The organism is Pseudomonas syringae group sp. 247E2 (genome assembly GCF_032587795.1).
In the GTDB taxonomy this organism is placed as follows: Bacteria; Pseudomonadota; Gammaproteobacteria; order Pseudomonadales; family Pseudomonadaceae; genus Aquipseudomonas; species Aquipseudomonas amygdali.
This window is the reverse complement of record NZ_JAWHPK010000023.1, coordinates 169200-193515: the sequence shown is the minus strand read 5'-3', so window position 1 is coordinate 193515 and position 24316 is coordinate 169200. Positions and strand designations below refer to the sequence as shown.

26 protein-coding genes are annotated in these 24316 nt (G+C 60.1%); 17 read left to right on the top strand and 9 right to left on the bottom strand.

Annotated elements, in window-relative coordinates; genetic code table 11:
* Positions 1–2 precede the first annotated feature (2 nt).
* The 3 genes from RYC18_RS19930 to RYC18_RS19920 form a co-directional block, all read right to left on the bottom strand.
* Positions 3–1400 carry a DUF726 domain-containing protein gene (locus RYC18_RS19930; protein WP_219170878.1) on the bottom strand — a complete coding sequence of 466 codons (1398 nt, stop codon included), beginning with the start codon at positions 1398–1400 and terminating at the stop codon, positions 3–5.
* Between the two features lie 32 nt (positions 1401–1432).
* Positions 1433–1711, bottom strand: a complete 279-nt coding sequence (locus tag RYC18_RS19925; protein ID WP_316886640.1) for a hypothetical protein — start codon at positions 1709–1711, stop codon at positions 1433–1435.
* 238 nt (positions 1712–1949) lie between these two features.
* Positions 1950–3227, bottom strand: coding sequence for an acetyl-CoA C-acetyltransferase (locus RYC18_RS19920; RefSeq protein ID WP_005742937.1), 1278 nt, complete (start codon positions 3225–3227; stop codon positions 1950–1952).
* A 108-nt stretch (positions 3228–3335) separates the two neighbouring features.
* Between RYC18_RS19920 and RYC18_RS19915 the strand changes: the two genes are divergently transcribed.
* The 6 genes from RYC18_RS19915 (at position 3336) to RYC18_RS19890 (ending at position 7994) form a co-directional block, all read left to right on the top strand.
* Positions 3336–4691: a 3-oxoacyl-ACP reductase gene (locus tag RYC18_RS19915; RefSeq protein WP_005742938.1), complete on the top strand. Its 1356-nt coding sequence runs from the start codon at positions 3336–3338 to the stop codon at positions 4689–4691.
* 30 nt (positions 4692–4721) lie between these two features.
* On the top strand, positions 4722–5579 hold the full coding sequence (locus RYC18_RS19910; protein ID WP_005731172.1) for a MaoC family dehydratase: 858 nt from the start codon (positions 4722–4724) through the stop codon (positions 5577–5579).
* A 120-nt stretch (positions 5580–5699) separates the two neighbouring features.
* The gene (locus RYC18_RS19905) at positions 5700–6005 is read left to right on the top strand and encodes a MazG-like family protein (protein ID WP_004659381.1); all 306 of its coding nucleotides are present in this window, start codon (positions 5700–5702) and stop codon (positions 6003–6005) included.
* Positions 6002–6751, top strand: a complete 750-nt coding sequence (locus RYC18_RS19900) for a methyltransferase domain-containing protein (protein WP_316886639.1) — start codon at positions 6002–6004, stop codon at positions 6749–6751. Before RYC18_RS19905 ends, RYC18_RS19900 begins: the two co-directional genes overlap by 4 nt.
* 19 nt (positions 6752–6770) lie before the next feature.
* A complete protein-coding gene (locus RYC18_RS19895; protein WP_316886638.1) occupies positions 6771–7409 on the top strand; it encodes a DUF4136 domain-containing protein in 639 nt (212 codons plus the stop codon).
* Between the two features lie 18 nt (positions 7410–7427).
* Positions 7428–7994, top strand: coding sequence for a DUF4136 domain-containing protein (locus RYC18_RS19890; protein ID WP_005742940.1), 567 nt, complete (start codon positions 7428–7430; stop codon positions 7992–7994).
* A gap of 41 nt (positions 7995–8035) precedes the next feature.
* Here RYC18_RS19890 and RYC18_RS19885 read toward each other — a convergent pair whose 3' ends face one another.
* From RYC18_RS19885 to RYC18_RS19875, 3 genes are read right to left on the bottom strand one after another with little or no spacing between them, the layout of a single operon-like run.
* Positions 8036–8626, bottom strand: a complete 591-nt coding sequence (locus tag RYC18_RS19885) for an LON peptidase substrate-binding domain-containing protein (protein WP_004666370.1) — start codon at positions 8624–8626, stop codon at positions 8036–8038.
* 13 nt (positions 8627–8639) lie between these two features.
* Entirely contained in the window at positions 8640–9356 is a 717-nt protein-coding gene (locus RYC18_RS19880) for an LrgB family protein (RefSeq protein WP_002555546.1), read from the bottom strand.
* Positions 9353–9715, bottom strand: coding sequence for a CidA/LrgA family protein (locus RYC18_RS19875; protein WP_004659394.1), 363 nt, complete (start codon positions 9713–9715; stop codon positions 9353–9355). The genes RYC18_RS19880 and RYC18_RS19875 overlap by 4 nt, the downstream gene beginning before the upstream one ends.
* A gap of 204 nt (positions 9716–9919) precedes the next feature.
* Between RYC18_RS19875 and RYC18_RS19870 the strand changes: the two genes are divergently transcribed.
* From RYC18_RS19870 to RYC18_RS19860, 3 genes are all read left to right on the top strand, one after another.
* On the top strand, positions 9920–10375 hold the full coding sequence (locus RYC18_RS19870) for a MaoC family dehydratase (protein WP_002555548.1): 456 nt from the start codon (positions 9920–9922) through the stop codon (positions 10373–10375).
* A gap of 140 nt (positions 10376–10515) precedes the next feature.
* Entirely contained in the window at positions 10516–12243 is a 1728-nt protein-coding gene (locus tag RYC18_RS19865) for a C13 family peptidase (RefSeq protein ID WP_316886637.1), read from the top strand.
* A 28-nt stretch (positions 12244–12271) separates the two neighbouring features.
* Positions 12272–12913 carry an oxidoreductase gene (locus RYC18_RS19860; protein WP_005752835.1) on the top strand — a complete coding sequence of 214 codons (642 nt, stop codon included), beginning with the start codon at positions 12272–12274 and terminating at the stop codon, positions 12911–12913.
* A gap of 143 nt (positions 12914–13056) precedes the next feature.
* Here RYC18_RS19860 and RYC18_RS19855 read toward each other — a convergent pair whose 3' ends face one another.
* Genes RYC18_RS19855 through mpl form a run of 3 tightly spaced genes read right to left on the bottom strand, consistent with a single transcriptional unit; the run spans position 13057 to position 15309 of the window.
* Positions 13057–13341 carry a YceK/YidQ family lipoprotein gene (locus tag RYC18_RS19855; protein ID WP_002555551.1) on the bottom strand — a complete coding sequence of 95 codons (285 nt, stop codon included), beginning with the start codon at positions 13339–13341 and terminating at the stop codon, positions 13057–13059.
* A complete protein-coding gene (gene ubiX / locus RYC18_RS19850) occupies positions 13334–13963 on the bottom strand; it encodes a flavin prenyltransferase UbiX (RefSeq protein ID WP_002555552.1) in 630 nt (209 codons plus the stop codon). The genes RYC18_RS19855 and ubiX overlap by 8 nt, the downstream gene beginning before the upstream one ends.
* On the bottom strand, positions 13960–15309 hold the full coding sequence (gene mpl, locus RYC18_RS19845) for a UDP-N-acetylmuramate:L-alanyl-gamma-D-glutamyl-meso-diaminopimelate ligase (RefSeq protein ID WP_316886636.1): 1350 nt from the start codon (positions 15307–15309) through the stop codon (positions 13960–13962). The genes ubiX and mpl overlap by 4 nt, the downstream gene beginning before the upstream one ends.
* 225 nt (positions 15310–15534) lie before the next feature.
* Here mpl and RYC18_RS19840 point away from each other — a divergent pair, with 225 nt between their 5' ends.
* From RYC18_RS19840 to RYC18_RS19805, 8 genes are all read left to right on the top strand, one after another.
* Positions 15535–17055, top strand: a complete 1521-nt coding sequence (locus tag RYC18_RS19840; protein ID WP_004666377.1) for an aldehyde dehydrogenase family protein — start codon at positions 15535–15537, stop codon at positions 17053–17055.
* A gap of 923 nt (positions 17056–17978) precedes the next feature.
* Complete coding sequence (locus tag RYC18_RS19835) at positions 17979–19373, top strand: ethanolamine ammonia-lyase subunit EutB (protein ID WP_316886635.1); 1395 nt, start codon at positions 17979–17981, stop codon at positions 19371–19373.
* Positions 19370–20233, top strand: a complete 864-nt coding sequence (gene eutC, locus RYC18_RS19830) for an ethanolamine ammonia-lyase subunit EutC (RefSeq protein WP_316886634.1) — start codon at positions 19370–19372, stop codon at positions 20231–20233. Before RYC18_RS19835 ends, eutC begins: the two co-directional genes overlap by 4 nt.
* 83 nt (positions 20234–20316) lie before the next feature.
* Entirely contained in the window at positions 20317–20775 is a 459-nt protein-coding gene (locus tag RYC18_RS19825) for a GNAT family N-acetyltransferase (protein ID WP_002551873.1), read from the top strand.
* Between the two features lie 190 nt (positions 20776–20965).
* The gene (locus RYC18_RS19820; protein ID WP_011169678.1) at positions 20966–21613 is read left to right on the top strand and encodes a DedA family protein; all 648 of its coding nucleotides are present in this window, start codon (positions 20966–20968) and stop codon (positions 21611–21613) included.
* Between the two features lie 3 nt (positions 21614–21616).
* Complete coding sequence (locus tag RYC18_RS19815; protein WP_044295533.1) at positions 21617–22426, top strand: zinc-dependent peptidase; 810 nt, start codon at positions 21617–21619, stop codon at positions 22424–22426.
* A 110-nt stretch (positions 22427–22536) separates the two neighbouring features.
* Complete coding sequence (gene ppa / locus RYC18_RS19810; RefSeq protein WP_002551870.1) at positions 22537–23064, top strand: inorganic diphosphatase; 528 nt, start codon at positions 22537–22539, stop codon at positions 23062–23064.
* Positions 23065–23420: 356 nt separating this feature from the next.
* A complete protein-coding gene (locus tag RYC18_RS19805) occupies positions 23421–24152 on the top strand; it encodes a helix-turn-helix transcriptional regulator (protein ID WP_316886633.1) in 732 nt (243 codons plus the stop codon).
* The last annotated feature ends 164 nt before the right edge of the window (positions 24153–24316 follow it).

The following is a 24316-nucleotide window of genomic DNA, read 5'->3' as shown; positions in this document are numbered from 1 at the left end:
TGTTACATCAGCGCGTCATCGCCCAGCGTGACGCGCGCGTAAAAGACGATTGCCACTGTCGGGATCAACGCTGAATAACCCGGCCTGAGCGCCGTGCCAAAGTGCGTCAGCAGGCGCTGCACCGGCGCCTGGCGAATTGCGCCCAGCAACCCTTTGATCGTGCCGGGAGCTTTCTCGGCCTGCGCAGGCTTGAAGAATGCAGCAACGGTCAAACGCTCGGCCAGTGCGTCGATATGTGCCGCATACACTTCCCAGCTCATCGCGCTGACACTGGCGCGAGGCATTTGTACCAGCGGGTGATCGTTGCTGAACGCCTGCCGGAAAAACGTCCGCAGCAGCAGTTCCTCCACTTCAACCACCGTCGCACAGTTGTGCAGCGAATCGCTCAGGCCGTATTGCCGCGCCAGCATGCCCAGCACTCGCGTGTAGGGCACGCCTCGACGCCGGGCGGCATTGATCAGAAAGTGTCCGGCGACCAGCTGGAATTCGCGCACAAATGCGTAGGTGCGATCCGCTTCGGTGGCCTTGAGGCGCGTCCATCGACTGCTGCACAAATGCTTGATGGCCGCCTCCAGCACGTAGTCCGGCGAGCGGGCCAGAACGCTGTGCAGCCAGATGTCCTGCAACACCGGGTCGCGGCTGACCGTCGGTAAAACGGCAACGCCGGTTTCCAGTCCTTCACAGCCGCTGAAGCGAGTTGCAATCAGCACTTCCTGCAAGCGTCTCCAGTAATGGTGATGGCGATAACCCTGCATCCGCACATTCTCGAAATGCTCGACCGGCGTGCGTCCCAGGCTCTTCTCGCCCAGATTCAGCAAAAGCACGTGGTCTTCGCTGGAGTAAGCGTTGATCAATCGCCCGCTGATTTTCTGCTTCAACACTTCGGCCTCGGCCGCTTCAATGCGCACCGCAGCCGCCATCAGCAACACATCGCCCACCACCAGCCCGTGTTCGGGCGTCTGTTGCAGGTTCTTGAGCGCGCTGACCAGTAGTCGTCCGCCCAGTGAGTGGCCAATCAGGTTGACCTGTTTTACGTCCGGATGATGTTCGAACAGGTAACGGTCCAGTTGTGCCAACAACACTTTGCCCATATCGCGAGCCCGGTTGCGGATACGCGCAAAATGAACGACGCGGTCTCCTGCCAGCGCGGCTGCGCCCGCCAGCGGATGCACTCGGGCGGCGGCCATCAACAGGCCACGGGAACGGTTGTCCATCTGGGTAAAATGGCTGGATGGCCAGAACGCCAGAATATTCACGCTTTGGCGCAAGGCACCAGGAATACTGTTGGCCAGCATGCGCCGGTCGTCCAGATCATGCCCTGACGAATAGCCGTGAATGAAGACGTTGGCGACCTCGCCCGATGTCTTGGGCAAGGTCAGAAATTTGAAGTGATTTTCCACGTTGTCCTGTCACACATGGGCGGGTTGCACGCTCAATTTCTGACGATGAAGCGCCTGGCGATCAGTATGATCAGCCGCAGGCAAAACATGATACCGGTCACAGCGATCACCCATTTGGCAACCAGCAGGAAATAGCTTTCGATTTCATCGGAAACCAGCCCCACCAGCAAGCCCATCCCGCCGATCAGCAACCCAATCAGCGCCAGGCCGATATAGGGCCTCAGCCAGCGGGTCCGCGCGCCTTTGTCGAACAGATAGAGCACCGTGCCGATCAGAAGCAGAAGCACCGATACCCCAATGATGAACCCCATGCCTTACCTCAACGTTACAGGCCAATAATCCTGACTGTTCATCCCGCGCACGGGTGTGACGCGGAGCGTCACGAAATGCATTCCCACGCTGGAGCGTGAGGAACGAGAGGTGTCCAGAAGAATACTTATCGTGCCAATGCTCCGCGTTGGCATGCCGTTCATGACGCTCCGCGTCATATCTCTTCAGACGTACCGTCCTTTTCAGCTGTGGATTATGCCCATGACCCCAGCCATTTGCCTAACGCTCCAGAATCGCCGTCACGCCCTGCCCGCCAGCTGCGCAGATCGAAATCAATCCACGCCCGCTGCCTGCTGCATCGAGCAGTTTGGCCAGGTTGGCGACGATGCGGCCTCCGGTTGCGGCAAACGGATGCCCGGCTGCCAGCGAGCTGCCTTTGACGTTCAGTTTGCTGCGGTCAATAGCACCCAATGGCGCGTCCAGTCCCAGACGGGTCTGGCAGTAATCAGCGTCCTCCCAGGCTTTGAGCGTGCACAGCACCTGCGCGGCAAAGGCTTCGTGGATTTCGTAGTAATCAAAATCCTGAAGGGTCAGGCCATTGCGCGCCAGCAGGCGCGGAACGGCGTAGGCCGGGGCCATCAGCAGCCCTTCTGCGCCGTTGACGAAATCCACCGCCGCGGCCTCGCCATCCCGCCAGTAGGCCAGCACCGGCAGGCCACGCTCGCGAGCCCACTCTTCACTGGCCAGCAACACCACCGACGCGCCGTCGGTCAGCGGCGTCGAGTTGCCGGCCGACAGCGTGTCCTTGGCACTTCGCTCGAATGCGGGCTTGAGGCCAGCCAGCTTTTCGAGGGTCAGGTCCGGGCGCAGGTTGTTGTCACGGATCAGCCCAAGGTACGGCGTTATCAAGTCATCCTGCCAGCCCTCGGCGTAGGCTGCGGCCATTTTCAGATGGCTCTCGAGCGCCAGTTGATCCTGCGCCCCGCGCTCTATGCCCCAGTTCTGCGCCATCAGCTCGCAATGCTGCCCCATCGACAACCGCGTACGTGGCTCGCCGTTACGGGGCAGCTCCGGTTTGAGGTGATGCGGACGCAACTGCATCAGGGCCTTGATCTTGTCGCCCGGCGTCTTGCCGCGGTTGACCTTTAACAGAATCTTGCGCAGCCCTTCATTGACACCTATCGGCGCATCCGACGTGGTGTCCACGCCCCCGGCAATGCCGCACTCGATCTGCCCCAGCGCGATTTTGTTGGCCACCAGCAACGCGGCTTCCAGCCCCGTGCCGCAGGCTTGCTGAATGTCATACGCCGGGGTCTGCGCCGACAGTCGCGAGCCGAGCACGCATTCGCGGGTCAGGTTGAAGTCTCTGGAGTGCTTGAGCACCGCGCCTGTCACTACCTCGCCCATGCGCAACCCGTGCAGATTGAAGCGCTCGATCAGCCCCTCCAGAGCGGCAGTGAGCATGTCCTGATTGCTGGCAGTGGCGTAAGGACCATTGGAGCGGGCGAACGGAATGCGGTTACCGCCAACGATGGCGACCCGACGAGGATGCGTCATGGAAAACTCCCTTTCTTCAAGCGAATGGATGAGCCGTGTCGATCGCAAGAACAAACGTCATGCCACCGTGGTCCATTCCTTTGAACCCCGACTTCAGGAGAGTGTTCCATGCCGTCAGATCGCTATATTGATTTCGCCAATTCCGACATGGGTCGGCGCTTGGTGAATGCCGTCGGTCTGCCCGCCCCCACGCACCTGGAGCGCTGGCAGGCCGGCCGGCTTCGTCCTGTAGAAGGCACACTGCTGATCAGTGCCGGGCCGCTGGGTGATCAGGTCCGTCAGTTCGCCAGTCGTCTGACCGACTCGCTTTACAGTTTCGGCAGTGACATGCCTGGTGCCACCACCTGGGTGTCCAACCAGGGGCCTCGCCTGAAAGCGGTGGTGTTCGACGCCAGCCAGATTCTGCGCACCGAGCAGCTCAGGCAGTTGCGGGACTTCTTTCAGCCGCTGCTGCGCAATCTTGACCACTGCGCACATGTGGTCATCCTAGGCAAATCCCCCGAAACACTCGCTGATCCGCTGGCGGCCAGCACTCAACAGGCAATCGTAGGTTTCAGCCGCTCGCTGGCCAAGGAAGTGCGCAACGGCGCAACGGTCAAGCTGCTGCAAGTGGATGACGACGCGCAGGATCAACTGGAGGGCGCCTTGCGCTTCTTCCTGACGCCCAAGGCTGCGTTCATCTCCGGTCAGTTTGTCCACCTGAGCGCCTGTCCGGGCAAAGTGCAGGACTGGACTCGCCCGCTGGCCGGACGCAAGGCTGTGGTGACGGGCGCGGCGCGCGGCATCGGTGCGTCGATTGCCGAGACCCTGACCCGTGATGGCGCGCAGGTCATCCTGCTGGACGTGCCACAGACCAAAAACGAACTGGAAGCACTGGCCTCACGGCTCGGCGGCCAGGCGCTGGCGCTGGATATATGCGCGGCGGATGCTCCGGCCCAGTTGCTTGAACACCTGCCGGACGGCGTCGACATACTGGTGCACAACGCCGGCATCACGCGTGACAAGACGCTGGTCAACATGCCGGAGGACTTCTGGGACTCGGTACTGGCGGTCAACCTCAACGCTCCGCAAGTGCTGACTCAGGTGCTTCTCGACGCCGGTGCGCTGAAGGACAACGCGCGGATTGTGCTCATGGCTTCGATCAGCGGCATTGCCGGTAATCGCGGGCAAACCAACTACACCACCAGCAAGGCCGGTCTGATCGGTTTTGCCAAGGCGATGGCCCCCGGGCTCAGGTCACGCGGCATCAGTATCAACGCCGTCGCACCGGGCTTCATCGAAACGAAAATGACCGCGCACATGCCGTTCACCCTGCGTGAGGCAGGACGGCGCATGAGTTCGCTCGGTCAGGGCGGTTCGCCACAGGATGTTGCCGAAGCTGTGGCGTGGTTTAGCCAGCCGGGCAGCGGCGCGGTGAGCGGTCAGGTTCTACGTGTATGTGGTCAAAACGTGATCGGGGCATAAGCCTCAGCATCGAATTCAAGGAGATGGATGATGACGGCTCACTGGCGCTACCTCAATTCTCTGCAGCCCCTGTCCAACCTGTTCATCCAGGCAGCGCTCAGGCGCAAGGTCACAGGGTCGCAGTTACCCGATCTGGGATTGCGAAGCTGGATCGCGGTCGATACCGACAAGCTTGATGCCTACCGCAAGGTCTGTGGATTCGAAGAAAGCAGCCTGCTGCCGCCGACGTATCCGCATGTGCTGGCCTTTCCGTTACAAATGCAGCTGATGACCTCTCAGGAATTCCCGTTTCCGTTGCTGGGGCTTATTCACCTTGCCAATCGCATTCGCACTCATCGCCCGCTCGGCGGCGTAAGCCAGCTGTATATCAGCGTTCAGGCCACCGACCTGCGCCCGCACGCCAAAGGCGCCACCTTCACCCTGGTGACTCAGGCCGAGGACGGCATGGGCCTGCTTTGGGAAGAAGAAAGCACCATGCTGTGCACCGCTGTGCATCTGGAAGACGCGCCTGTAGAGCATCCCGAGCTTGCGCCGCTGCCCCTGATCGAGCTGGACAACTGGCGTGCGTCGGCACAAATCGGGCGCGAGTACGCCAAGGTGTCGGGCGACTACAACCCGATTCACCTCAGCGCACCCAGCGCCAAGCTGTTCGGCTTCCCGCGTGCCATCGCCCACGGCATGTGGCTCAAGGCACGTACGCTCGCGGCCCTTGGCGAGCACTTGCCAGCCTCGAATGTCGAGATCAGCGTGCAGTTCCAGAAGCCGGTACGCCTGCCCGCCGACGTCACACTCTCGGCCAGCGCCGCTGGCTCTCATGGTCAGTTCCGTGTCGAAGGCCAGGAGGGCATCGTGCATATGATCGGTAGCTGGCAGCCTGCAACCGAGTGATGCATCCCTGATAAAACCCTCTGACGGGAGCACCGCTCCCTTCAATGGCTGAACAAACCGCAACGCCCACTTGCCTGGCGACCCGTTCCCCCTGAAGCTATGCACCTTCAGGAGAGCACGATGAACATCGACGAGTTGACCCAACGCCTGCACCGCATCCGCGACCAGAATGACTGGAAGCAATTTCACAGCCCGAAAAATCTGGCCATGGCTGCCAGCGTGGAAATGGCCGAGCTGGTGGAGATATTCCAGTGGCTGCGTGAAGACCAGTCCCGCGAGCTGCCTGCCGACCAACTGGAACATGCCGGTCAGGAAGTCGGCGATATCGTTCTTTATCTGTTGTTGCTGTGCAGCGAGCTGGGGCTGGACATGGAAACCGTGGTGCGCAACAAGCTGGCAGACAGCGAGCGGAGATTTGCCAAGTGAGTGATCGGCATTTCGACCAGCTGGCGACCCGCTTTGCAGAAAAGATCTACGGCGGTGCCAAGGGAGCCATTCGTCTGGCGGTGCTGCAGGCCGATTTGACCGAGACGCTGCCCGCACGACCGCTTCGCGTGCTGGATATCGGCGCGGGGCTGGGCCACATGTCACTTTGGCTGGCCGAACAAGGACATGAAGTGACCCTGGCCGAGCCCGCCGAACCCATGCTCGAAGGCGCACGTCAGCGCTTTGTCGAGGCCGGACAGACGGCGACCTTCATTCAGGCTCCTTGGCAGGCGCTGCCCGGTTTACTGAGCGACACTTACGATCTGGTGCTGTGCCACGCCGTGCTGGAATGGCTGGCCGAGCCGCACGCCATCCTTCCGGTACTGCGCCGCCTGACCCGCGACGATGGCTGGCTGTCACTGGCTTTTTACAACCGTGATGCGCTGATCTATCGCAACCTGCTGAAAGGTCATTTCCGCAAGCTGCGCAAAAATGACATGGCCGGGGAAAAGCAGAGCCTGACGCCACAACAACCGCTCGACCCTCGGGAACTGGCGACGCAACTTGAAGGCCTGTGGCAAGTCGAAACCCGTAGCGGCGTACGGGTGTTTCACGATTACATGCCGGTTGAATTCCAGGCTCGGGCCGAGCTGACGGATCTGCTGGAAATGGAACTGGCGCATCGGCGTCATCCAGCCTTTGCCGGGCTGGGCCGTTACCTGCACTGGATGTGCCGTCCGGTCTGACATCACTGCGGAGACCACCATGAAACACCGTTCTGCCTTGTTTGCCGTGCTTCTGGGGACTGGCCTGCTCGGGATTAGCGCGTGCCAGAGCGATAATCCGTATGTGGCCAGTTCTCTGCCCATGCCGCCTGCTCCTGCGCAGGCGGCAAAGACCCTGGACATGAGCGCCTACCCTGCGCCGCCGCGCGACTATGGCCGGTATCGGTCGTGGGGCTGGCTCAACGGCCAGTTGCCGCCCGGTACGGCGTGGGTGGATTCTGCGCAGGTGGTCGAAGCGGTCAGCAATGGTCTGGACCAACGCGGCTTGCGGCCGGCTCGCGGTAATCAAGCTGCGGACCTCTACGTCAGCGCCACGACCCGGCAGGAAACCCGGTTGCGTCAGGTGCGCGAAGATTACGATCCATATTACGGAGGCGGCATGGGCTATGGCCGCTACGATGGCTACCGGCCCGGTTATGGCGGATACGCCAGCGTGCCGGTGGTGCGCACTTATAAGGAAAACGTGATGGTGGTGCAGATCAATCTGATCGACGCACGCACCGGTCAACCGGTATGGAGCGCCAGCGCAGATGCACGCGTCAGCAATAACCTGGCAGACCGCAGCAGCGCATTACGTCAGGCCGTGCAACAGGCGCTGACGGCCTACCCTCCTTCGTAACCCATTCGGAGCACTGCCATGTTTCGCCGTATCGTCCTGCTGTCCTGTGCCTTGCTGCTGGCTGCCTGTCAGAGCAATTCGATCAATCGCGATTTCGATGCCCAGCGTGATTTCGGCGGCTATCGCAACTGGAGCTGGAAAGAACCTGCCGTTCAGTATCAGCCGGATGATGACCCACGGCTCAAAAGTGACCTGACCGAGCAACGCATTCGCCAATCGATCAGCGAGCAACTGGACCAGCGCGGCCTGCGTATGGCCACTACCGGTGCCCGGTCGGATTTGAAAGTACAGGCCTGGCTGATTGTCGAAAACCGCCAGCAAACGGTCAGCACCAACTATGGCGGCGGCTGGAACCCTTGGGGTGGCTACGGCTACTGGAACGGGCCGATGAACACCGAAACCCGCAGCGTGGACTACAAGGTCGGCACCTTGCAGATTGATATGTTCGACGGTAAGGACGGCAAACTGGTCTGGCGCGGCAGCACCGAGCGCATCCTTAACGACAACGCTGGCAGCCCGGCTGAGCGGGAGCAGGCCATCCGCACCACGGTGGCAAAAATTCTGGAGCAATATCCGCCGCGCTAACCTCGCCTGACGTGTTGCGCAATGAGCAGCGCGATCGAGGCTCAGGCCTGCAAATCGCCCTGCATTTCATCGAGTAGCTCCTGAATCGCGTCGAGGCGTTCTTCGGGGTCGTCGATTTCCAGAAGCTCCACTTTGTCCTTTTCGGTGAACGGCAGCAGATAGGCAAGCTGGTTGGACAATGAATACTGCCCACCGGCCGACACGCCCATGTTCAAGGACGCCACCATCGGGTGCTCGGCCAGCGCTTCCAGCAGTGCAACGAGGTCGGCGTCTTCTTCCTGCAACGGACGCTCCACGGGCTCTTGCAGCCATTCAACCTCAGCCACCAGCAGTTGATCGCGCTGAACTTCAGCGGCGACCACCCGGAAGCGCCGCCCACCGACGACACGGATGCCCAGCAAGCCGTTGTCCTGCTGCTGGAAATCCGTGACCAGTGCTTCGCAGCCAATCGGCGAGTAGCCGCCCGGCACGGTGCCCACCTCACTTCCTTCGGTGATGCACACCACACCAAACCCTTCACCCTGCTTCATGCAGCGGCCGATCATGTCCAGATAGCGCGCTTCAAACAACTGCAGATCAAGCACGCAACCTGGAAACAGCACAGCGTTCAACGGAAACAATGGCAACGTCATGGAAAAGCCTCCTTTAAATGGCCAGCGACATTGCCAGCGGCAGGAACAGTGCCGTCGCAACGCCCATCAGACTCATTGCCAACGCAGCAAAAGCCCCCGATTCCTCTCCCTCCTGCAATGCCACGGAAGTCCCCACCGCATGAGCGGTAAGACCCAGTGCCATGCCGCGAGCCGCAGGGTTATCAACCCCGGCCAGCGACAGCAGACCGGGGCCGAAAATGGCACCGAATACGCCAGTAATCAACACAAAAACCGCCGCCAGGGCTGCGACGCCGCCGATCTGCTCGGCAACCAGCATGGCGATGGGCGAGGTGACCGACTTGGGTGCCATGGTCATCAGAATCATATGGTCGGCACCGAACAGCACCCCGAACCCGACACACAACCCGGTGGCAAAAACCCCGCCGACTACCAGCGTAGTCAAGACAGGCCAGAACAGCTGTCGGATTCGGCGCATATTCAGGTAAAGCGGCACCGCCAGCGCCACGGTCGCAGGCCCCAGCAGCGTGCTGAGAATTTCAGTGCTCTTGCGGTACTCGGTGTATTCAAGATCGCAGAACAGCACAACACTGATTACCACCACCATCGAGACCAGCACCGGCTGCAGAAACAGCCAACGGGTTCGCTCGTACACAGCCATCGCCAGTTGATAGGCACCCAGGGTGATCGCGATGCCAAAAAGCGGATGGTGAATCACCGATAGCCATGCACCGTGCCAGTCCATATTCATGACCCCTCCTGGCGTCGGGCCTGGCGCCTGATGAGTGCCTGCATCAGCCAGCCGACAAAAGTCACGGAAATCATCAACGACAGGGTCAGCGTACCGAAGATCGCCCAGAAGTCCTTGGCGATGGCCGACGCATACACCATCACGCCAACGGCAGGCGGTACCAGCAGCAACGGCAGATAACGCAGCAGACTGCTGGCGGCCATGCTGATCGGCTCGCTCACTTCACCGCGCAGCACCAGATAGGCCATCAACAGCACAAGACCGATGATCGGCCCCGGCAATATCGATAGAAACAGATGGTTCAGCGCGGTTCCCAGCAATTGGAACAGCACCAGCCATGTCAAACCCCGTAACAACATGAGGACCCCGGCAAATAAACGAATCCAGCGAATTATCGGCGTCATTATAAACACGCCGCGTCGCAGGTCATGAGCGGGTATTCGTATTGAGGCAGTTGCTTGACCAACAGGCAACACTCTGCTGATCTTGTGATTCGCCCGCAGGCGTTAGCTGATGCGGGCGGTGGCACCTCGACACAAACCACATCAGACAAGGAGAGCGGCATGCCTTCTGTACCCGTCACAGAGCTCAAGCATTACATTGGCAAGGACGCAGAATGTTCAGACTGGCTGACCATCGACCAGGAGCGCATCAACCTGTTCGCCGAAGCCACAGGGGATTTTCAGTTCATTCATGTCGACCCGGTCAAAGCGGCGCAGACTCCGTTCGGCGCGACTATTGCGCATGGTTTCCTGTCGTTGTCACTGATCCCCAAGCTGATGGAGGGCATCATGGTGCTGCCCGAAGGCTTGAAGATGGCGGTCAACTACGGGATGGACAGCGTGCGCTTCGTTCAGCCAGTGCTGGTCAACTCTCGCGTGCGTCTCAAGGTCCAGTTGACTGAAGTGACCGAGAAAAAACCCGGCCAATGGCTGCTCAAGGCAATCGCCACGCTGGAGATCGAAGGTCAGGAAAAACCCGCTTTTGTGGCCGAACCTTTAACCCTGTGTTTCGTGTAACACGTTTAAAACATGAAACAGTCGTAACAGACTGTTTCATCCCGCTTACTCGCTGCGGCATACTCCCCTGCGGTCGTGCCCCATAACATCTGCTCAAGCAGAGCCGGGCCCGCCCCTGAATCATTCTTCCGGGATCTCACATGCGCGCGCTCGCTCCATTGGCTTTGACACTCTTGATCGCAGGCTGCGGTGATGGCGAATCAATTTTGCCACCCGACGGCCGCCTCTCCGACGGCGGGCGCTATCGCGGCGATCTGGTCAACGGCGTATTGCAGGGCCAGGGCCGTATCGACTACCCCAACGGCAGCTGGTACGCAGGCCAGTTCGAAAACGGCCTGCGCCAAGGCCAGGGTGAATGGCACGCCAGCAACGGCGACGTCTACAAGGGTGGTTTCGAGCAAGGCCTGTTCAACGGTCAGGGCCGATTAACGACCCGCAGTGGCGCGAGTTATGTCGGTAACTTCAAGCTCGGGCTGCGCGACGGCGAAGGCACTCAGAAAGACAAGGGCGTGCTTTATCGCGGTCAGTTCAAGGCAGGCCTGTACGACGGCCCCGGACGTCTGGAGCTTGAAGACGGCAGCCAGCACCAGGGCATGTTCGCCAATGGCAAGGCCAACGGCGAAGGTTCGCGCAGTGACGCCAGCGGCAATCAATACAGCGGTAATTTTGTCGACGGTCAATTGCAGGGCACCGGCAGCTTCACCAGCGCTGATGGCGATCAATACGTCGGCAACTTTCGCAACAGCCAGCTCGATGGCAAAGGTCGCTATGAAAATAGCGACGGCGACGTCTGGAGCGGTGATTTCAAGGAAGGCGCGCTGACCGGCAAAGGCGAATTGATCGGTGCTGACGGCAGCCGTTATCAAGGCGACTTCGACAACTGGCGCTTTATGGGGCAAGGCCAGCTGCAACTGGCCGACGGCAGCCGCTATGTCGGCCAGTTCGCCGATGACACCTATCAGGGCGATGGCGTGCTGATCTCCCCGGACGGCAAGGAGCAGCGCGGTATCTGGGCCAATGGCCAACGGGTGCGCGACGCCAAAGGCAAACTGCTGCCTGACGCGCTTGAAGCAGGGCTGCTGGTACAAGGCACCCTGCTGGAAAAAGCGCTTGCCGCAGTCCCTGCGTCAACGCCCGCCACCGAGCTTTACACTCTGGTCGTGGGCGGCGACGGCAAGCAGAGCGTGTTCATGCGCGAGGCAGACTATGTCAGCAACCTGCTGAAGTCGCGCTTTGGAGCCGTCGGGCAGGTCAGTCTGGTCAATCATCGCGACCACATGGATGACCGGCCAATGGCAACCCGCGAGACCATCTCCCGCGCAGTCCAGACACTCGCGCAACGTACCGGCCCGGAAGACCTGATCTTCATTTACCTGACCAGCCACGGCACCCAGGAACATGAACTGGTGCTGGACCAGCCGCGCCTGTCGCTGGCCGACCTGCCCGCGGATGCACTCGCGGCCGCCCTTGCGCCGCTGAAGAATCGTGACAAGATCGTGGTGATTTCGGCGTGTTATTCCGGTGGTTTCATTCCAGACCTGAAAGATGAACGCACGTTGATCATGACCGCATCACGCGCCGACCGCGTTTCATTCGGCTGCTCGGAAGAGGCTGACTTCACTTACTTTGGCGATGCACTATTCGCCAGGGCATTGGTCGAAACCGATGACCTGCAACACGCTTTCAACGAAGCAAAAGCCTATGTTGCCCAACGAGAGAGCGAAGACAATTTCGACGCCTCCGAACCGCAGATATGGGCACCGAAAGGAGTTCTGGCGCGCTGGCAGCAGTTGCGCAAAAGCCAGGCCGAACGCGCTTTGAATACGGCGTTGAACCGCACGGAAGCGAAGACCTCGACTAGCCACTAGGCTATCAGTGTATGAAGGGAGAACGGTTATGTATCTGACGCCGCAACACATCCTGCTTGCAGGGGCCACCGGCCTGACGGGCGAGCACTTGCTTGACCGCCTGCTCAACGAACCGACAGTCAGCCGCGTGCTGGCACCAACGCGCAGGCCCTTGGCAGAACACCCGCACCTTGAAAACCCGGTCGGCGAGCTGACCACTCTGCTGCCAACACTGGCTGGCCGTGTGGATATCGCGTTCTGCTGCCTGGGCACCACGATCAAGCAAGCGGGCTCACAGGATGGGTTCAAGGCGGTTGATCTGGATCTGGTCACAGCGTTCGCCAAACGAGCGCGTGAGCTGGGCGCGCGCCACTTGCTGGTAATCAGTGCGATTGGTGCAGACCCCAAGTCCAGCACCTTCTACAACCGTATCAAAGGCGAGATGGAACAGGCATTGCGCGCGCAGGACTGGCCGCAACTGACCATCGCCCGCCCTTCATTGCTGGTAGGTAGCCGCACCGAAACCCGCTGGGTCGAGCAACTGGCAGCCCCCATCGCCAAACTGATCCCCGGTAAGTATGGCGCTATCGAAGCCTGCCAGCTGGCCCGCGCCATGTGGCGCCTGGCGCTGGAAGAGCAGAATGGCGAGCGCATCGTAGAGTCGGATGAACTGCGCAAGCTGGGCAAGTAGATGACGGTCGCTGCGGCCGGACGATGATCGTTTCCCAGCCCATCGCATGATCGTTCCCATGCTCCGCGTGGGAATGCAATTCGTGACGCTCTGCGTCCCCCAAGGGAGCATTACCTGATAGCGCAGGTGTTGCACCGGTAACCCTAAAGCCCGCCCGTAGCCTGAACCCCTAGTCCCGCTGCCGTCAGCAATGACAGCGGCAGCAACAAGGTGTCGAGCAGCGCGCTGCCCGGCAGGTCCAGGCCCGGATAGCTCGGTGCTTCGGCACCGAAACGGTCAGCCGCACAGCAACCACCCTGCAGCGCATACATATTCAACCGCGTGCCTGCATACACCACCGGCGCGCCGGGTTTGGCCGCATCGAGCGTGCGCGCGGTGGCGCAGCCGGTCAGTGCCAGCGCAAGTGATATCAATATCAGCTTATTCATCGCCGCCAATGTGGTGCTCGCCCCAACGCGGCAGCATGTCCTGAGGAATATTCAGCAGATTGAGAATCCGCGCGACGACAAAGTCCACCAGGTCGTCGATGGTCTGCGGCTGATGATAAAAGCCCGGAGATGCGGGCAGAATCACCGCACCCATGTTCGACAGCTTAAGCATGTTCTCCAGATGAATACTGGAAAACGGAGCCTCGCGGGGCACCAGAATCAACTGGCGACGCTCCTTGAGCGTGACGTCGGCAGCGCGTTCGATCAAATTGTTGCAGGCCCCGGTAGCAATTGCCGACAGCGAACCGGTGGAGCATGGCACCACCACCATTGCGCTGGGCGAACCAGAACCTGACGCCACTGGCGACATCCAGTCGTCACGACCATAAACGCGAATCTGCCCGGCAGACGCGCCGGTGTATTCCGTCAGAAACGCCTGCATCATCATCGGTTTGGGTGGCAGGCGTACGTCGGTCTCGGTGGCCATTACCAACTGCGCGGCCTTGGAGATCAGGAAGTGCACCTCCCGGTCCTCACGCACCAGACAATCCAGCAAGCGCAGGCCATATTGCGCGCCAGAAGCGCCGGTCATCGCAACCGTAACGCGCTCCGGGCCGCTCATTTCAGCGCCTCGGCCAGTTTGCCGTGCAGGCCGCCAAAGCCGCCGTTGCTCATGATGACGATATGCGTGCCGGGCTGCGCCTGGCTATGGACTCGCGCGATGATTGCTTCAAGCGAATCACATACCGTCGAGGGTACGCTGCCTCCTGCGACCGTAGCCGCCAGGTCCCAGCCAAGATTGGGCGGGGCATACCAGACCACCTGATCTGCCTGACTCACGCTTTCCGGCAGACCATCGCGGTGCGCGCCAAGCTTCATGGAATTGGAACGCGGTTCGATGACGGCAATGATCGGCGCATCACCGATTTTCTTGCGCAGGCCATCCAGCGTGGTGGCAATGGCCGTCGGGTGGTGAGCGAAGTCATCATAAATAGTGATGCCGCGCACTTCGGCGACCTTTTCCATGCGCCGCTTGACGCTCTTGAAGGCGCTGAGTGCCTGCACGCCCAGCGAAGGCACAACGCCCACGTGGCGAGCAGCCGCCAGCGTTGCCAAGGCATTGGCCACGTTGTGCTGACCGGTCATGTCCCACTCGACGCAACCTTGAAGCTGGCCCTCGAACAACACTTCAAAACGCGAACCGTCTTCACTCAACAGTCGAGCCTGCCACTGACCGCCTTCGCCAGTGTTTTGCACCGGCGTCCAGCATCCCATTTCGATGACCCGCGACAACGCAGGCTCGGTGGTCGGATGGATCACCAGGCCTTCACTCGGAATGGTACGCACCAGATGGTGAAACTGGCGTTCTATGGCGGGCAGATCCGGGAAGATGTCGGCATGATCGAACTCAAGGTTATTGAGGATCGCAGTGCGCGGGCGGTAATGAACGAACTTGGAGCGCTTGTCGAAAAACGCACTGTCGTATTCATCGGCCTCGACCACGAAGAACGGAGTGTCACCCAGACGCGCCGACACGGCGAAGTTCTGCGGGATGCCACCGATCAGGAAGCCGGGGCTCATGCCGGCATGTTCCAGCACCCAGGCCAGCATGCTGCTGGTGGTGGTCTTGCCGTGCGTACCGGCCACCGCCAATACCCAGCGGTCTTGCAGCACATGGTCGGCCAGCCATTGCGGGCCGGACACATACGGCAAACCTTTATTCAGGACGTATTCAACCGCCGGGTTGCCACGCGACAGCGCATTGCCGATCACGACCAGATCAGGTGCGGGGTCCAGTTGCGCAGAATCGTAACCCTGGGTCAGCTCGATGCCCTGGGCTTGCAGCTGGGTGCTCATCGGCGGATAGACGTTGGCGTCGGAGCCGGTGACCCGGTGCCCCGACTCTTTGGCGAGCACCGCCAGAGAACCCATGAACGTGCCGCAGATACCAAGGATATGAATATGCATGACCAACCTCTCAGAACATCTGCGCAGGTTAACGTAGGGACGGTGAAATGGCACCCTGAGTTTGTCCGCTGCATTGCCTGCACAGGCCATTTCAATGACCGGCAGATAAGCCTAAAGTCCTAACCACGGCCGGATGCAATTGGCCTATTCTTGAACGCTTATTGCCATATGCCCGAAAGCAGAATCGACACAGACTCCCTCACAACAAGAACCAGGAGACATATCATGCGTTACGCTCATCCCGGTACCGAAGGCGCTATCGTCAATTTCAAGGAACGCTACGGTAACTATATCGGCGGCGAGTTCGTCGCACCGGTCAAAGGCCAGTACTTCACCAACACCTCGCCCGTCACCGGCAAGGCCATCGCCGAATTCCCGCGCTCCACCGCCGAAGATATCGAAAAGGCCCTCGACGCTGCGCACGCAGCCGCTGCAGCCTGGGGCTCGACCTCGGTGCAGGCTCGCTCGCTGGTGCTGCTGAAGATTGCCGATCGTATTGAAGCCAATCTCGAAGTCCTGGCCATCACCGAAACCTGGGACAACGGCAAGGCGATTCGCGAAACCCTCAACGCTGATATTCCGCTGGCCGCCGATCACTTCCGCTACTTCGCTGGCGTGCTGCGTGCGCAGGAAGGCAGCGCTGCCGAAATCGACGGCAATACCGTGGCCTATCACATTCATGAGCCGCTGGGCGTGGTCGGGCAGATCATCCCGTGGAACTTCCCGCTCCTGATGGCAGCCTGGAAGCTCGCCCCTGCGCTGGCTGCCGGTAACTGCATCGTGCTCAAGCCAGCCGAACAGACCCCGCTGGGGATCAGCGTACTGATCGAACTGATTGGTGACCTGCTGCCTCCTGGCGTGCTGAACATCGTGCAGGGTTATGGACGCGAGGCAGGCGAAGCGCTGGCCAGCAGCAAGCGCATCGCCAAAATCGCTTTCACCGGCTCGACCCCGGTCGGCTCGCACATCATGAAACTGGCGGCGGACAACATCATCCCGTCCACCGTCGAGCTGGGCGGCAAGTCGCCGAACATCTTCTTCGAAGACATCATGAGCGCCGAGCCTGAGTTCATCGACAAGGCTGCAGAAGGCCTGGTGCTGGCGTTCTTCAATCAGGGCGAAGTCTGCACTTGCCCGTCCCGCGCGCTGGTGCAGGAGTCGATCTATCCACAGTTCATGGAAGCGGTGATGCGCAAGGTCGAGAAGATCAAGCGCGGTGACCCTCTGGACACTGACACCATGGTCGGCGCTCAGGCATCCGAGCAACAATTCGACAAGATTCTTTCGTATCTGGACATCGCCAAGGGCGAAGGCGCCGAGCTGCTGACCGGCGGCAAGGTCGAGAAGCTTGAGGGCAGCCTGTCCACTGGCTACTACATCCAGCCGACGCTGCTCAAAGGCAACAACAAGATGCGTGTGTTCCAGGAAGAAATCTTCGGCCCGGTGGTAAGCGTCACCACCTTCAAGGACGAAGCAGAAGCTGTGGCCATCGCCAACGACACCGAGTTCGGTCTGGGCGCAGGCTTGTGGACCCGCGACATCAACCGCGCCTACCGTGTGGGCCGGGCGATCAAGGCCGGGCGAGTCTGGACCAACTGCTACCACCTGTACCCGGCCCACGCCGCATTCGGTGGCTACAAGAAGTCCGGCGTCGGCCGCGAAACCCACAAAATCGCGCTTGAGCACTATCAACAGACCAAAAACCTGCTGGTGAGCTACGACACCAACCCGTTGGGTTTTTTCTAGTCCCGTTGATTGTCCGACTATCGTTACCACGCTCCAGCGTGGTAACGCCGTTCTGGACGCTCTGCGTCCGATCTCGAATCCGCGGGGTCAGCACGAGCTTGTGACGCAGAGCGTCACGAACTGCATGCCGACGCGGAGCATCGGCACGATAGTCGTCTCAGAATGTTCATCGTTCCCATGCTCCGCGTGGGAATGCCTTTCTGGACGCTCTGCGTCTAATCCTGAATGCGCGCTGGCAGCACGAGCTTGTGACGCAGAGCGTCACGAACTGCATGCCGACGCGGAGCATCGGCACGATAGTCGTCTCAAAATGTTCATCGTTCCCATGTTCCGCGTGGGAATGCCTTTCTGGACGCTCTGCGTCCAATCCTGAATGCGCGCTGTCAGTACGAGCTTGTGACGCAGAGCGTCACGAACTGCATGCCGACGCGGAGCATCGGCACGATAGTCGTCTCAAAATGTTCATCGTTCCCATGCTCCGCGTGGGAATGCCTTTCTGGACGCTCTGCGTCCAATCCTGAATGCGCGCTGTCAGCACGAGCTTGTGACGCAGAGCGTCACGAACTGCATGCCGACGCGGAGCATCGGCACGATAGTCGTCTCAGAATGTTCATCGTTCCCATGCTCCGCGTGGGAATGCCTTTCTGGACGCTCTGCGTCCAATCTCAAATGCGCGGTGTCAGCACAATAGTCATCTCAAAAAGCATCGCGCACCAACCCTGTGCATGGCGCCTTGGCATACTGCCTTGGCGTGATGCATCTTTGCTCTGAATCCTCTGTTCATGGTTGCAAACTCGCACTCCCGGCCGGGATGGAGTATTAATTGCTTGCATCGCTTCCCACAGTCGTTTGAACCGGGACGTCACCGGTTCACCCGAAAGACTACGTCCGACGCAAGCAGCGCGGCGTCATGGAGAATCTGTATGGCGAGCTTTTCCCATTCTGTCGGTGCGCAGACGTACCGCTTCGACAGCCTCAAAGAAGTCATGGCCAAGGCCAGCCCCGCGCGCTCCGGTGATTATCTGGCCGAGGTTGCGGCGCAAAGCGACGGCGAGCGCGTTGCAGCGCAGATGACGCTGGCGAATATTCCGCTCAAGCACTTTCTTGAAGAAGCCCTGATCCCGTACGAACAGGACGAAGTCACCCGGCTGATCATCGATACCCACGACAAACTGGCGTTTGCCCCGGTCAGCCATCTGACGGTCGGCGGCTTTCGTGACTGGTTGCTCAGCGAGCAGGCCGATGAAACCAGCCTGCGCGCCTTGGCTCCCGGCCTGACACCGGAAATGGCCGCTGCCGTGTCGAAAATCATGCGCGTGCAGGACCTGGTTCTGGTGGCACAGAAGATCCGGGTGGTGACGCGCTTTCGTAACACCATGGGCCTGCGCGGGCGGCTGTCGACACGCCTGCAACCCAATCATCCCACCGACGACCCGTCCGGCATTGCCGCCAGCGTGCTTGACGGCCTGCTGTACGGCAATGGCGATGCCATGATCGGTATCAACCCGGCGACCGACAGCACCTCGTCCATCGTCGCCTTGCTGGAAATGCTCGACGCCATCGTCCAGCGCTATGAAATCCCGACCCAATCCTGCGTGCTGACCCACGTCACCACGTCCATCGAAGTGATAAACCGTGGCGTACCGGTGGACCTGGTGTTCCAGTCGATCACCGGCACCGAGGCCGCCAACGCAAGCTTCGGCATCAGCCTCAAACTGTTGCAGGAAGGCTACGAAGCGGGCCTGAGCCTGAACCGCGGCACTCTCGGGAAAAACCTGATGTACTTCGAGACCGGGCAAGGCAGCGCGCTGTCGGCCAACGCGCATCACGGCGTCGACCAGCAGACCTGCGAAACCCGTGCCTATGCCGTCGCCCGGCATTTCAATCCGTTTCTGGTCAACACCGTGGTCGGTTTCATCGGCCCCGAGTACCTCTACAACGGCAAGCAGATCATCCGTGCCGGTCTGGAGGATCACTTCTGCGGCAAGCTGCTGGGTGTGCCGATGGGCTGTGACATCTGCTACACCAACCACGCAGAAGCCGATCAGGACGACATGGATACCCTGCTGACGCTGCTGGGAGTTGCCGGGATCAACTTCATCATGGGCATCCCCGGCTCGGACGACATCATGCTCAATTATCAAACCACCTCGTTCCACGATGCGCTGTATGCCCGGCAAAGCCTGGGCCTGCGTCCCGCACCGGAATACGAGGCCTGGCTGGCGAAAATGGGCATCTTTACCCAGACCGACGGCCGCGTCCGCTTCGGTGACAGCCTGCCGCCTGCGTTCCGCCAGGCACTGGCGCACCTCGCATGAGTGATCAGCCGATGAACGAAATACAAGACAACGCCGCACCAGCCAACCCCTGGCTGGAGCTACGCCGCCTGACCTCCGCACGCATCGCGCTGGGGCGAACCGGCACCAGCCTGCCCACCTCCGCGCAGCTCGACTTTCAAGCGGCGCATGCCCAGGCGCGCGATGCCGTGCATCTGGCCTTCGATCATGCCGCGATCAGCGCGCAACTGACCGAGAAAGGTCGTGAAACCATTTTGCTGCACAGCGCTGCTGCCGACCGCGACAGCTACCTGCAACGCCCGGACCTGGGCCGACGCCTGAATGAAGAGTCTGCGCAGGCACTGCGCGAGTACGCGGCGGCTCATCCGGGCGGCCTCGATCTGGCGGTAGTGGTCGCCGACGGTCTGTCAGCCCTGGCCGTGCATCGACATGCCGTGCCTTTTCTCACTCGCCTGGAGGAGCAGACAAACGTCGAGGGCTGGTCCCTGTCGCCAGTGATAATGGTCGAGCAGGGCCGCGTCGCCGTGGCTGACGAGGTGGGTGAACTGCTCGGCGCGAAAATGGTGGTTATCCTTATCGGCGAGCGCCCTGGCCTCAGCTCTCCGGACAGTCTGGGGCTGTATTTCACCTACGCGCCGAAGGTCGGGCTGAATGATGCGCACCGCAACTGTATTTCCAACGTGCGCCTGGAGGGCTTGAGCTACGGCATGGCAGCCCATCGGCTGCTGTACCTGATGCGCGAGGCCTGCAGGCGGCAGATCTCGGGGGTCAATCTTAAAGACGAAGCGCAACTGCAGACCCTTGATTCAGACGGCTCTGCCGAGCATTCAGACAAGCCGATCGGCAATTTCCTGCTCGACGGCCCGGCCGCACCACATTAGATTGTGCTTTCTAAAGTCGCCGGGCAGGATCGCGTAATCATCCCGGCGCACTGCATCAGCCCATAGGGAAGTTGAGGCCAACCATGCGGATCATCAAAGCAACTCTCGAACACCTGGACCTGCTCTGCCCATTGTTCATCAAATACCGCGAGTTCTACGGTGAGTCACCGTTCCCGGACTCCTCGCGGGACTTTCTCGAAAAACGTCTGCGTCGTGACGAGTCAGTGATCTATCTGGCGCTGGCCAAGGATGACGAGAGCAGACTGCTGGGCTTCTGCCAGCTGTATCCCAGCTACTCATCGCTGTCGCTCAAGCGGGTATGGATTCTCAACGACATCTATGTTGCCGAGGACGCGCGCCGCCAACTGGTCGCCGATCACTTGATGAAACAGGCGAAGAAGATGGCCAAGGAAACACATGCGGTGCGACTGCGCGTGTCGACCAGCAGCAATAACGAGGTGGCGCAAAAAGTCTATGAGTCCATCGGTTTCAAGGAAGACACGCAGTTCAAAAACTACGTGCTGCCCATCAACCAGGACTGATCACCCGCTCGCCAGCACGCGGCAGCAAAGCCGCGTCAGCGCAACATACTGCTCCAGTCGTCACACATCAAAAACCCAGCGTTTATTCCCAAACCCCTTCTGCGCATTCTGCTTCTATAATGCCGCGCATACTGAACAGTCGTTTCTTCCGCATGCGACCCCGTACAGGGTTCTCGCCTCAGGTGCCTTAATGGATTTCAACCCGCTTGACCTTATTCTGCATCTCGACGTCTACCTTGACCTGTTGGTGACCAACTACGGTACGTGGGTCTACGCGATTCTGTTTCTAGTGATTTTCTGCGAAACCGGGCTGGTGATCATGCCCTTCCTGCCAGGCGACTCGCTGCTGTTCATCGCCGGAGCCGTGGCTGCCGGCGGCGGCATGGACCCGGTCCTGCTGGCCGGGCTGCTGATGCTGGCGGCGATTCTGGGCGACAGTACCAACTACGTCATTGGCCGCACTGCGGGCGAAAAACTGTTCAGCAACCCCAAATCGCGCATCTTCCGCCGCGACTACCTGCTGCGCACCCAGGACTTCTATGAGCGCCACGGCGGCAAAACCGTAACGCTCGCGCGTTTCCTGCCGATCATCCGCACGTTTGCTCCATTCGTGGCCGGTGTGGGCAGAATGTCCTATCCGCGCTTCGTGGGTTTCAGCGTATTGGGCTCAGTGCTGTGGGTCGGCAGCCTGGTGACACTGGGCTTCTTCTTCGGCAACGTGCCGTTCATCAAGCACAACCTGACCTTGCTGGTGCTGGCAATCATCCTGCTGTCGCTGGTGCCGATGATCATTGGTGTGGTTCGCAGCCGTAGCGCGCCTCCGGCAGACGCGCGCTGAATCATGTGGTCGTTCAGCAACTGGCGCAGGCAGCGCACGCTCGCCAGACACCCGGTTGCTGACGAGCTGTGGCAGAAGGTGCGTGGACGTCTGCCGATCCTTGATGGGCTGAGCAGCGGGCAGCATGCGCAATTGCGTGACGCCTGCGTACTGTTTCTGAATGACAAACACCTCAGTGCACTGCCGGGCGTTGATCTGGATGACGAGCAGCGATTGTTTCTCGCCGCCCAGGCGCAACTGCCTCTGCTGAATCTGGGCGAACTGAACTGGTATCAGGGCTTTCACGAGATCGTGCTGTACCCCGACGACTTCGTCAGCCCGCAGCGCCATCGCGATGCCAGTGGCGTGGAGCACGAGTGGGACGGCGAACACAGCGGCGAAGCCTGGCTGCAGGGCCCGGTGATTCTGGCCTGGCCGGGCGTGTTGAGCAGCGGCCACTGGGATGGCTACAACCTGGTGATCCATGAACTGGCGCACAAGCTCGACATGCTCAACGGCGACGCCAATGGCCTGCCGCCGCTGCACAGCGACATGCAGGTGACCGAATGGGCTCGCGTCATGCAAAGCGCGTTCGATGATCTCAACCGGCAACTGGACCACAACCCCGACGCCGAGCCCGCCATCGATCCCTATGCCGCAGAAGACCCTGCCGAGTTTTTCGCCGTGACCAGCGAATACTTCTTCAGCGCACCCGACCTGCTGCACGACAGTTACCCGGCAGTCTACGAACAACTGAAGGCGTTTTACCGGCAAGACACTATCGCCAGACTGAACCTGCTGCGTCAGCAGGACCCGGCTTACCGGGACAACTGACAGCCGCCAAGGCCATGCGTGGCAACCAAAACAGAATATGCCTATAATCCGGACCACTTTTTGGCGGTTCGCGCCAAAATCTGTCTGGTCAACTATGGGGGCAATGCCCAATGAGCTACAGCAAGATTCCGGCAGGCAAAGACCTTCCGAACGACATCTACGTCGCGATCGAAATCCCGGCCAACCATGCGCCGATCAAGTACGAAATCGACAAAGAAACCGATTGCCTGTTCGTTGACCGTTTCATGGCCACCCCGATGTTCTACCCGGCCAACTACGGTTTCATCCCTAACACGCTGGCTGACGACGGCGACCCGCTGGACGTGCTGGTGGTGACGCCTTACCCGGTGTCCCCAGGTTCGGTCATCCGTGCCCGCCCGGTCGGCATTCTGCACATGACTGACGACGGCGGTGGCGATGCCAAGGTTATCGCAGTGCCACACGACAAGCTGTCCCAGCTGTATGTCGACGTCAAAGAGTACACCGACCTGCCAGCCCTGCTGCTTGAACAGATCAAGCACTTCTTCGAGAACTACAAGGATCTCGAAAAAGGCAAATGGGTAAAAATCGAAGGTTGGGGCAATGCTGACGCTGCCCGCGCCGAGATCACCAAATCGGTTGCAGCGTTCAAAGGCTGATCACTGATCTGGCGTTTCAGGGCACGCCACACACGTGCCCTGAAACACGCTTGACCCCTTCCCTGCCGCTGCTCCCCGCCAATACCGTTCCTTGAAACACACCTATCCATTTTTTTGCAGCGCACACGTTTAAAAATGCGTTCGACTTTTAGGCGCTCGATAAACAGTTCGTTAATTCCCGTATAGCAAGGGTAAACGCCCGATACGTCGTTTAGCCAAAAAAGCGCTATTACGGAATCTGCCTACACGATATTCATTCCATCCGTAGTCCGAATAGCCGCCACCCCCTTGGGATAACGTCGATCTCAACACCTCGTTCATTTAAACGCCCAAGCGACGTCCGTAGACTTCGCCCTATGAATACATCAGGCGATCGACTCCGCATCCTCCTTCGGGAGTGCCATCTCACAGCGACTGACTTTGCGGCCAACCGCAAAATCACGCCGCAACACGTCAATAACTGGTTCAAACGTGGCGTGCCCATGGCGCGGATCGATGAGGTGGCTGAACTGTTAACCGTAAACGCACGCTGGCTGCGCACGGGCGACGGGCCCAAACATCCCAATGAATCGGCCGATGAAAACACTGGTGAAGACACACGCATGGTCATCCAGCAGACCAGAAACGTGCTGCGCGGCGATGTGGAAATTCAGATCTACACGGAGGTTGAATCCACTCATGGCGTCGGCAAAACCGTCCTTTCCGAAGCCCCTGGGCAAAAAATCCGCCTGCCCGTGCAAGTTCTGCAAACCATGGGCATCGACCCAAAAAACTGCATGTGTGTCGCCATGGTCGGCAACAGCATGGCCGACAAGATCCAGGACGGCTCGATTCTCGGCGTCGACCGCGAACTGACCCAGGTCATCGACGGCGAAATCTACGCCCTCGAGCACGGCGGCATACTGCGCGTGCGCTACCTCTACCGCATGCCCAATGGCGGTCTGCGCCTGCGCAGCCATAACGACGCCGAATACCCGGATGAACTGTTCAGTGCCGAAGACATCGACCGGGAGAAAATACGGATTCTGGGCTGGATATTCTGGTGGTCGACACTCAACAGTCGGCGCAATGCGATGCTGCTGTTGTGAGGCGTTTGGGGTTGAAAGGCATTCGGGCTGGGCATTGGCGGAGAATTTCAGTATTCTGTGCGCCATCCAGAGCACCCGACGCAGTCATGCGATGCGGTGTTTGAATGGGGCATGTGATCCGTTTGCCCTGTTGCCTATTCGCGCTTCTTCAAGAGGCGCATCTG

What these genes read in the sequence shown, in the direction of transcription:
- RYC18_RS19925 (WP_316886640.1), bottom strand. Translation starts at nt 1,711, where the DNA reads ATGGGGTTCATCATTGGGGTATCGGTGCTTCTGCTTCTGATCGGCACG.
- RYC18_RS19920 (WP_005742937.1), bottom strand. Translation starts at nt 3,227, where the DNA reads ATGACGCATCCTCGTCGGGTCGCCATCGTTGGCGGTAACCGCATTCCG.
- RYC18_RS19915 (WP_005742938.1), top strand. Translation starts at nt 3,336, where the DNA reads ATGCCGTCAGATCGCTATATTGATTTCGCCAATTCCGACATGGGTCGG.
- RYC18_RS19910 (WP_005731172.1), top strand. Translation starts at nt 4,722, where the DNA reads ATGACGGCTCACTGGCGCTACCTCAATTCTCTGCAGCCCCTGTCCAAC.
- RYC18_RS19905 (WP_004659381.1), top strand. Translation starts at nt 5,700, where the DNA reads ATGAACATCGACGAGTTGACCCAACGCCTGCACCGCATCCGCGACCAG.
- RYC18_RS19895 (WP_316886638.1), top strand. Translation starts at nt 6,771, where the DNA reads ATGAAACACCGTTCTGCCTTGTTTGCCGTGCTTCTGGGGACTGGCCTG.
- RYC18_RS19890 (WP_005742940.1), top strand. Translation starts at nt 7,428, where the DNA reads ATGTTTCGCCGTATCGTCCTGCTGTCCTGTGCCTTGCTGCTGGCTGCC.
- RYC18_RS19885 (WP_004666370.1), bottom strand. Translation starts at nt 8,626, where the DNA reads ATGACGTTGCCATTGTTTCCGTTGAACGCTGTGCTGTTTCCAGGTTGC.
- RYC18_RS19880 (WP_002555546.1), bottom strand. Translation starts at nt 9,356, where the DNA reads ATGAATATGGACTGGCACGGTGCATGGCTATCGGTGATTCACCATCCG.
- RYC18_RS19875 (WP_004659394.1), bottom strand. Translation starts at nt 9,715, where the DNA reads ATGTTGTTACGGGGTTTGACATGGCTGGTGCTGTTCCAATTGCTGGGA.
- RYC18_RS19870 (WP_002555548.1), top strand. Translation starts at nt 9,920, where the DNA reads ATGCCTTCTGTACCCGTCACAGAGCTCAAGCATTACATTGGCAAGGAC.
- RYC18_RS19865 (WP_316886637.1), top strand. Translation starts at nt 10,516, where the DNA reads ATGCGCGCGCTCGCTCCATTGGCTTTGACACTCTTGATCGCAGGCTGC.
- RYC18_RS19860 (WP_005752835.1), top strand. Translation starts at nt 12,272, where the DNA reads ATGTATCTGACGCCGCAACACATCCTGCTTGCAGGGGCCACCGGCCTG.
- RYC18_RS19855 (WP_002555551.1), bottom strand. Translation starts at nt 13,341, where the DNA reads ATGAATAAGCTGATATTGATATCACTTGCGCTGGCACTGACCGGCTGC.
- ubiX (WP_002555552.1), bottom strand. Translation starts at nt 13,963, where the DNA reads ATGAGCGGCCCGGAGCGCGTTACGGTTGCGATGACCGGCGCTTCTGGC.
- mpl (WP_316886636.1), bottom strand. Translation starts at nt 15,309, where the DNA reads ATGCATATTCATATCCTTGGTATCTGCGGCACGTTCATGGGTTCTCTG.
- RYC18_RS19840 (WP_004666377.1), top strand. Translation starts at nt 15,535, where the DNA reads ATGCGTTACGCTCATCCCGGTACCGAAGGCGCTATCGTCAATTTCAAG.
- RYC18_RS19835 (WP_316886635.1), top strand. Translation starts at nt 17,979, where the DNA reads ATGGCGAGCTTTTCCCATTCTGTCGGTGCGCAGACGTACCGCTTCGAC.
- eutC (WP_316886634.1), top strand. Translation starts at nt 19,370, where the DNA reads ATGAGTGATCAGCCGATGAACGAAATACAAGACAACGCCGCACCAGCC.
- RYC18_RS19825 (WP_002551873.1), top strand. Translation starts at nt 20,317, where the DNA reads ATGCGGATCATCAAAGCAACTCTCGAACACCTGGACCTGCTCTGCCCA.
- RYC18_RS19820 (WP_011169678.1), top strand. Translation starts at nt 20,966, where the DNA reads ATGGATTTCAACCCGCTTGACCTTATTCTGCATCTCGACGTCTACCTT.
- RYC18_RS19815 (WP_044295533.1), top strand. Translation starts at nt 21,617, where the DNA reads ATGTGGTCGTTCAGCAACTGGCGCAGGCAGCGCACGCTCGCCAGACAC.
- ppa (WP_002551870.1), top strand. Translation starts at nt 22,537, where the DNA reads ATGAGCTACAGCAAGATTCCGGCAGGCAAAGACCTTCCGAACGACATC.
- RYC18_RS19805 (WP_316886633.1), top strand. Translation starts at nt 23,421, where the DNA reads ATGAATACATCAGGCGATCGACTCCGCATCCTCCTTCGGGAGTGCCAT.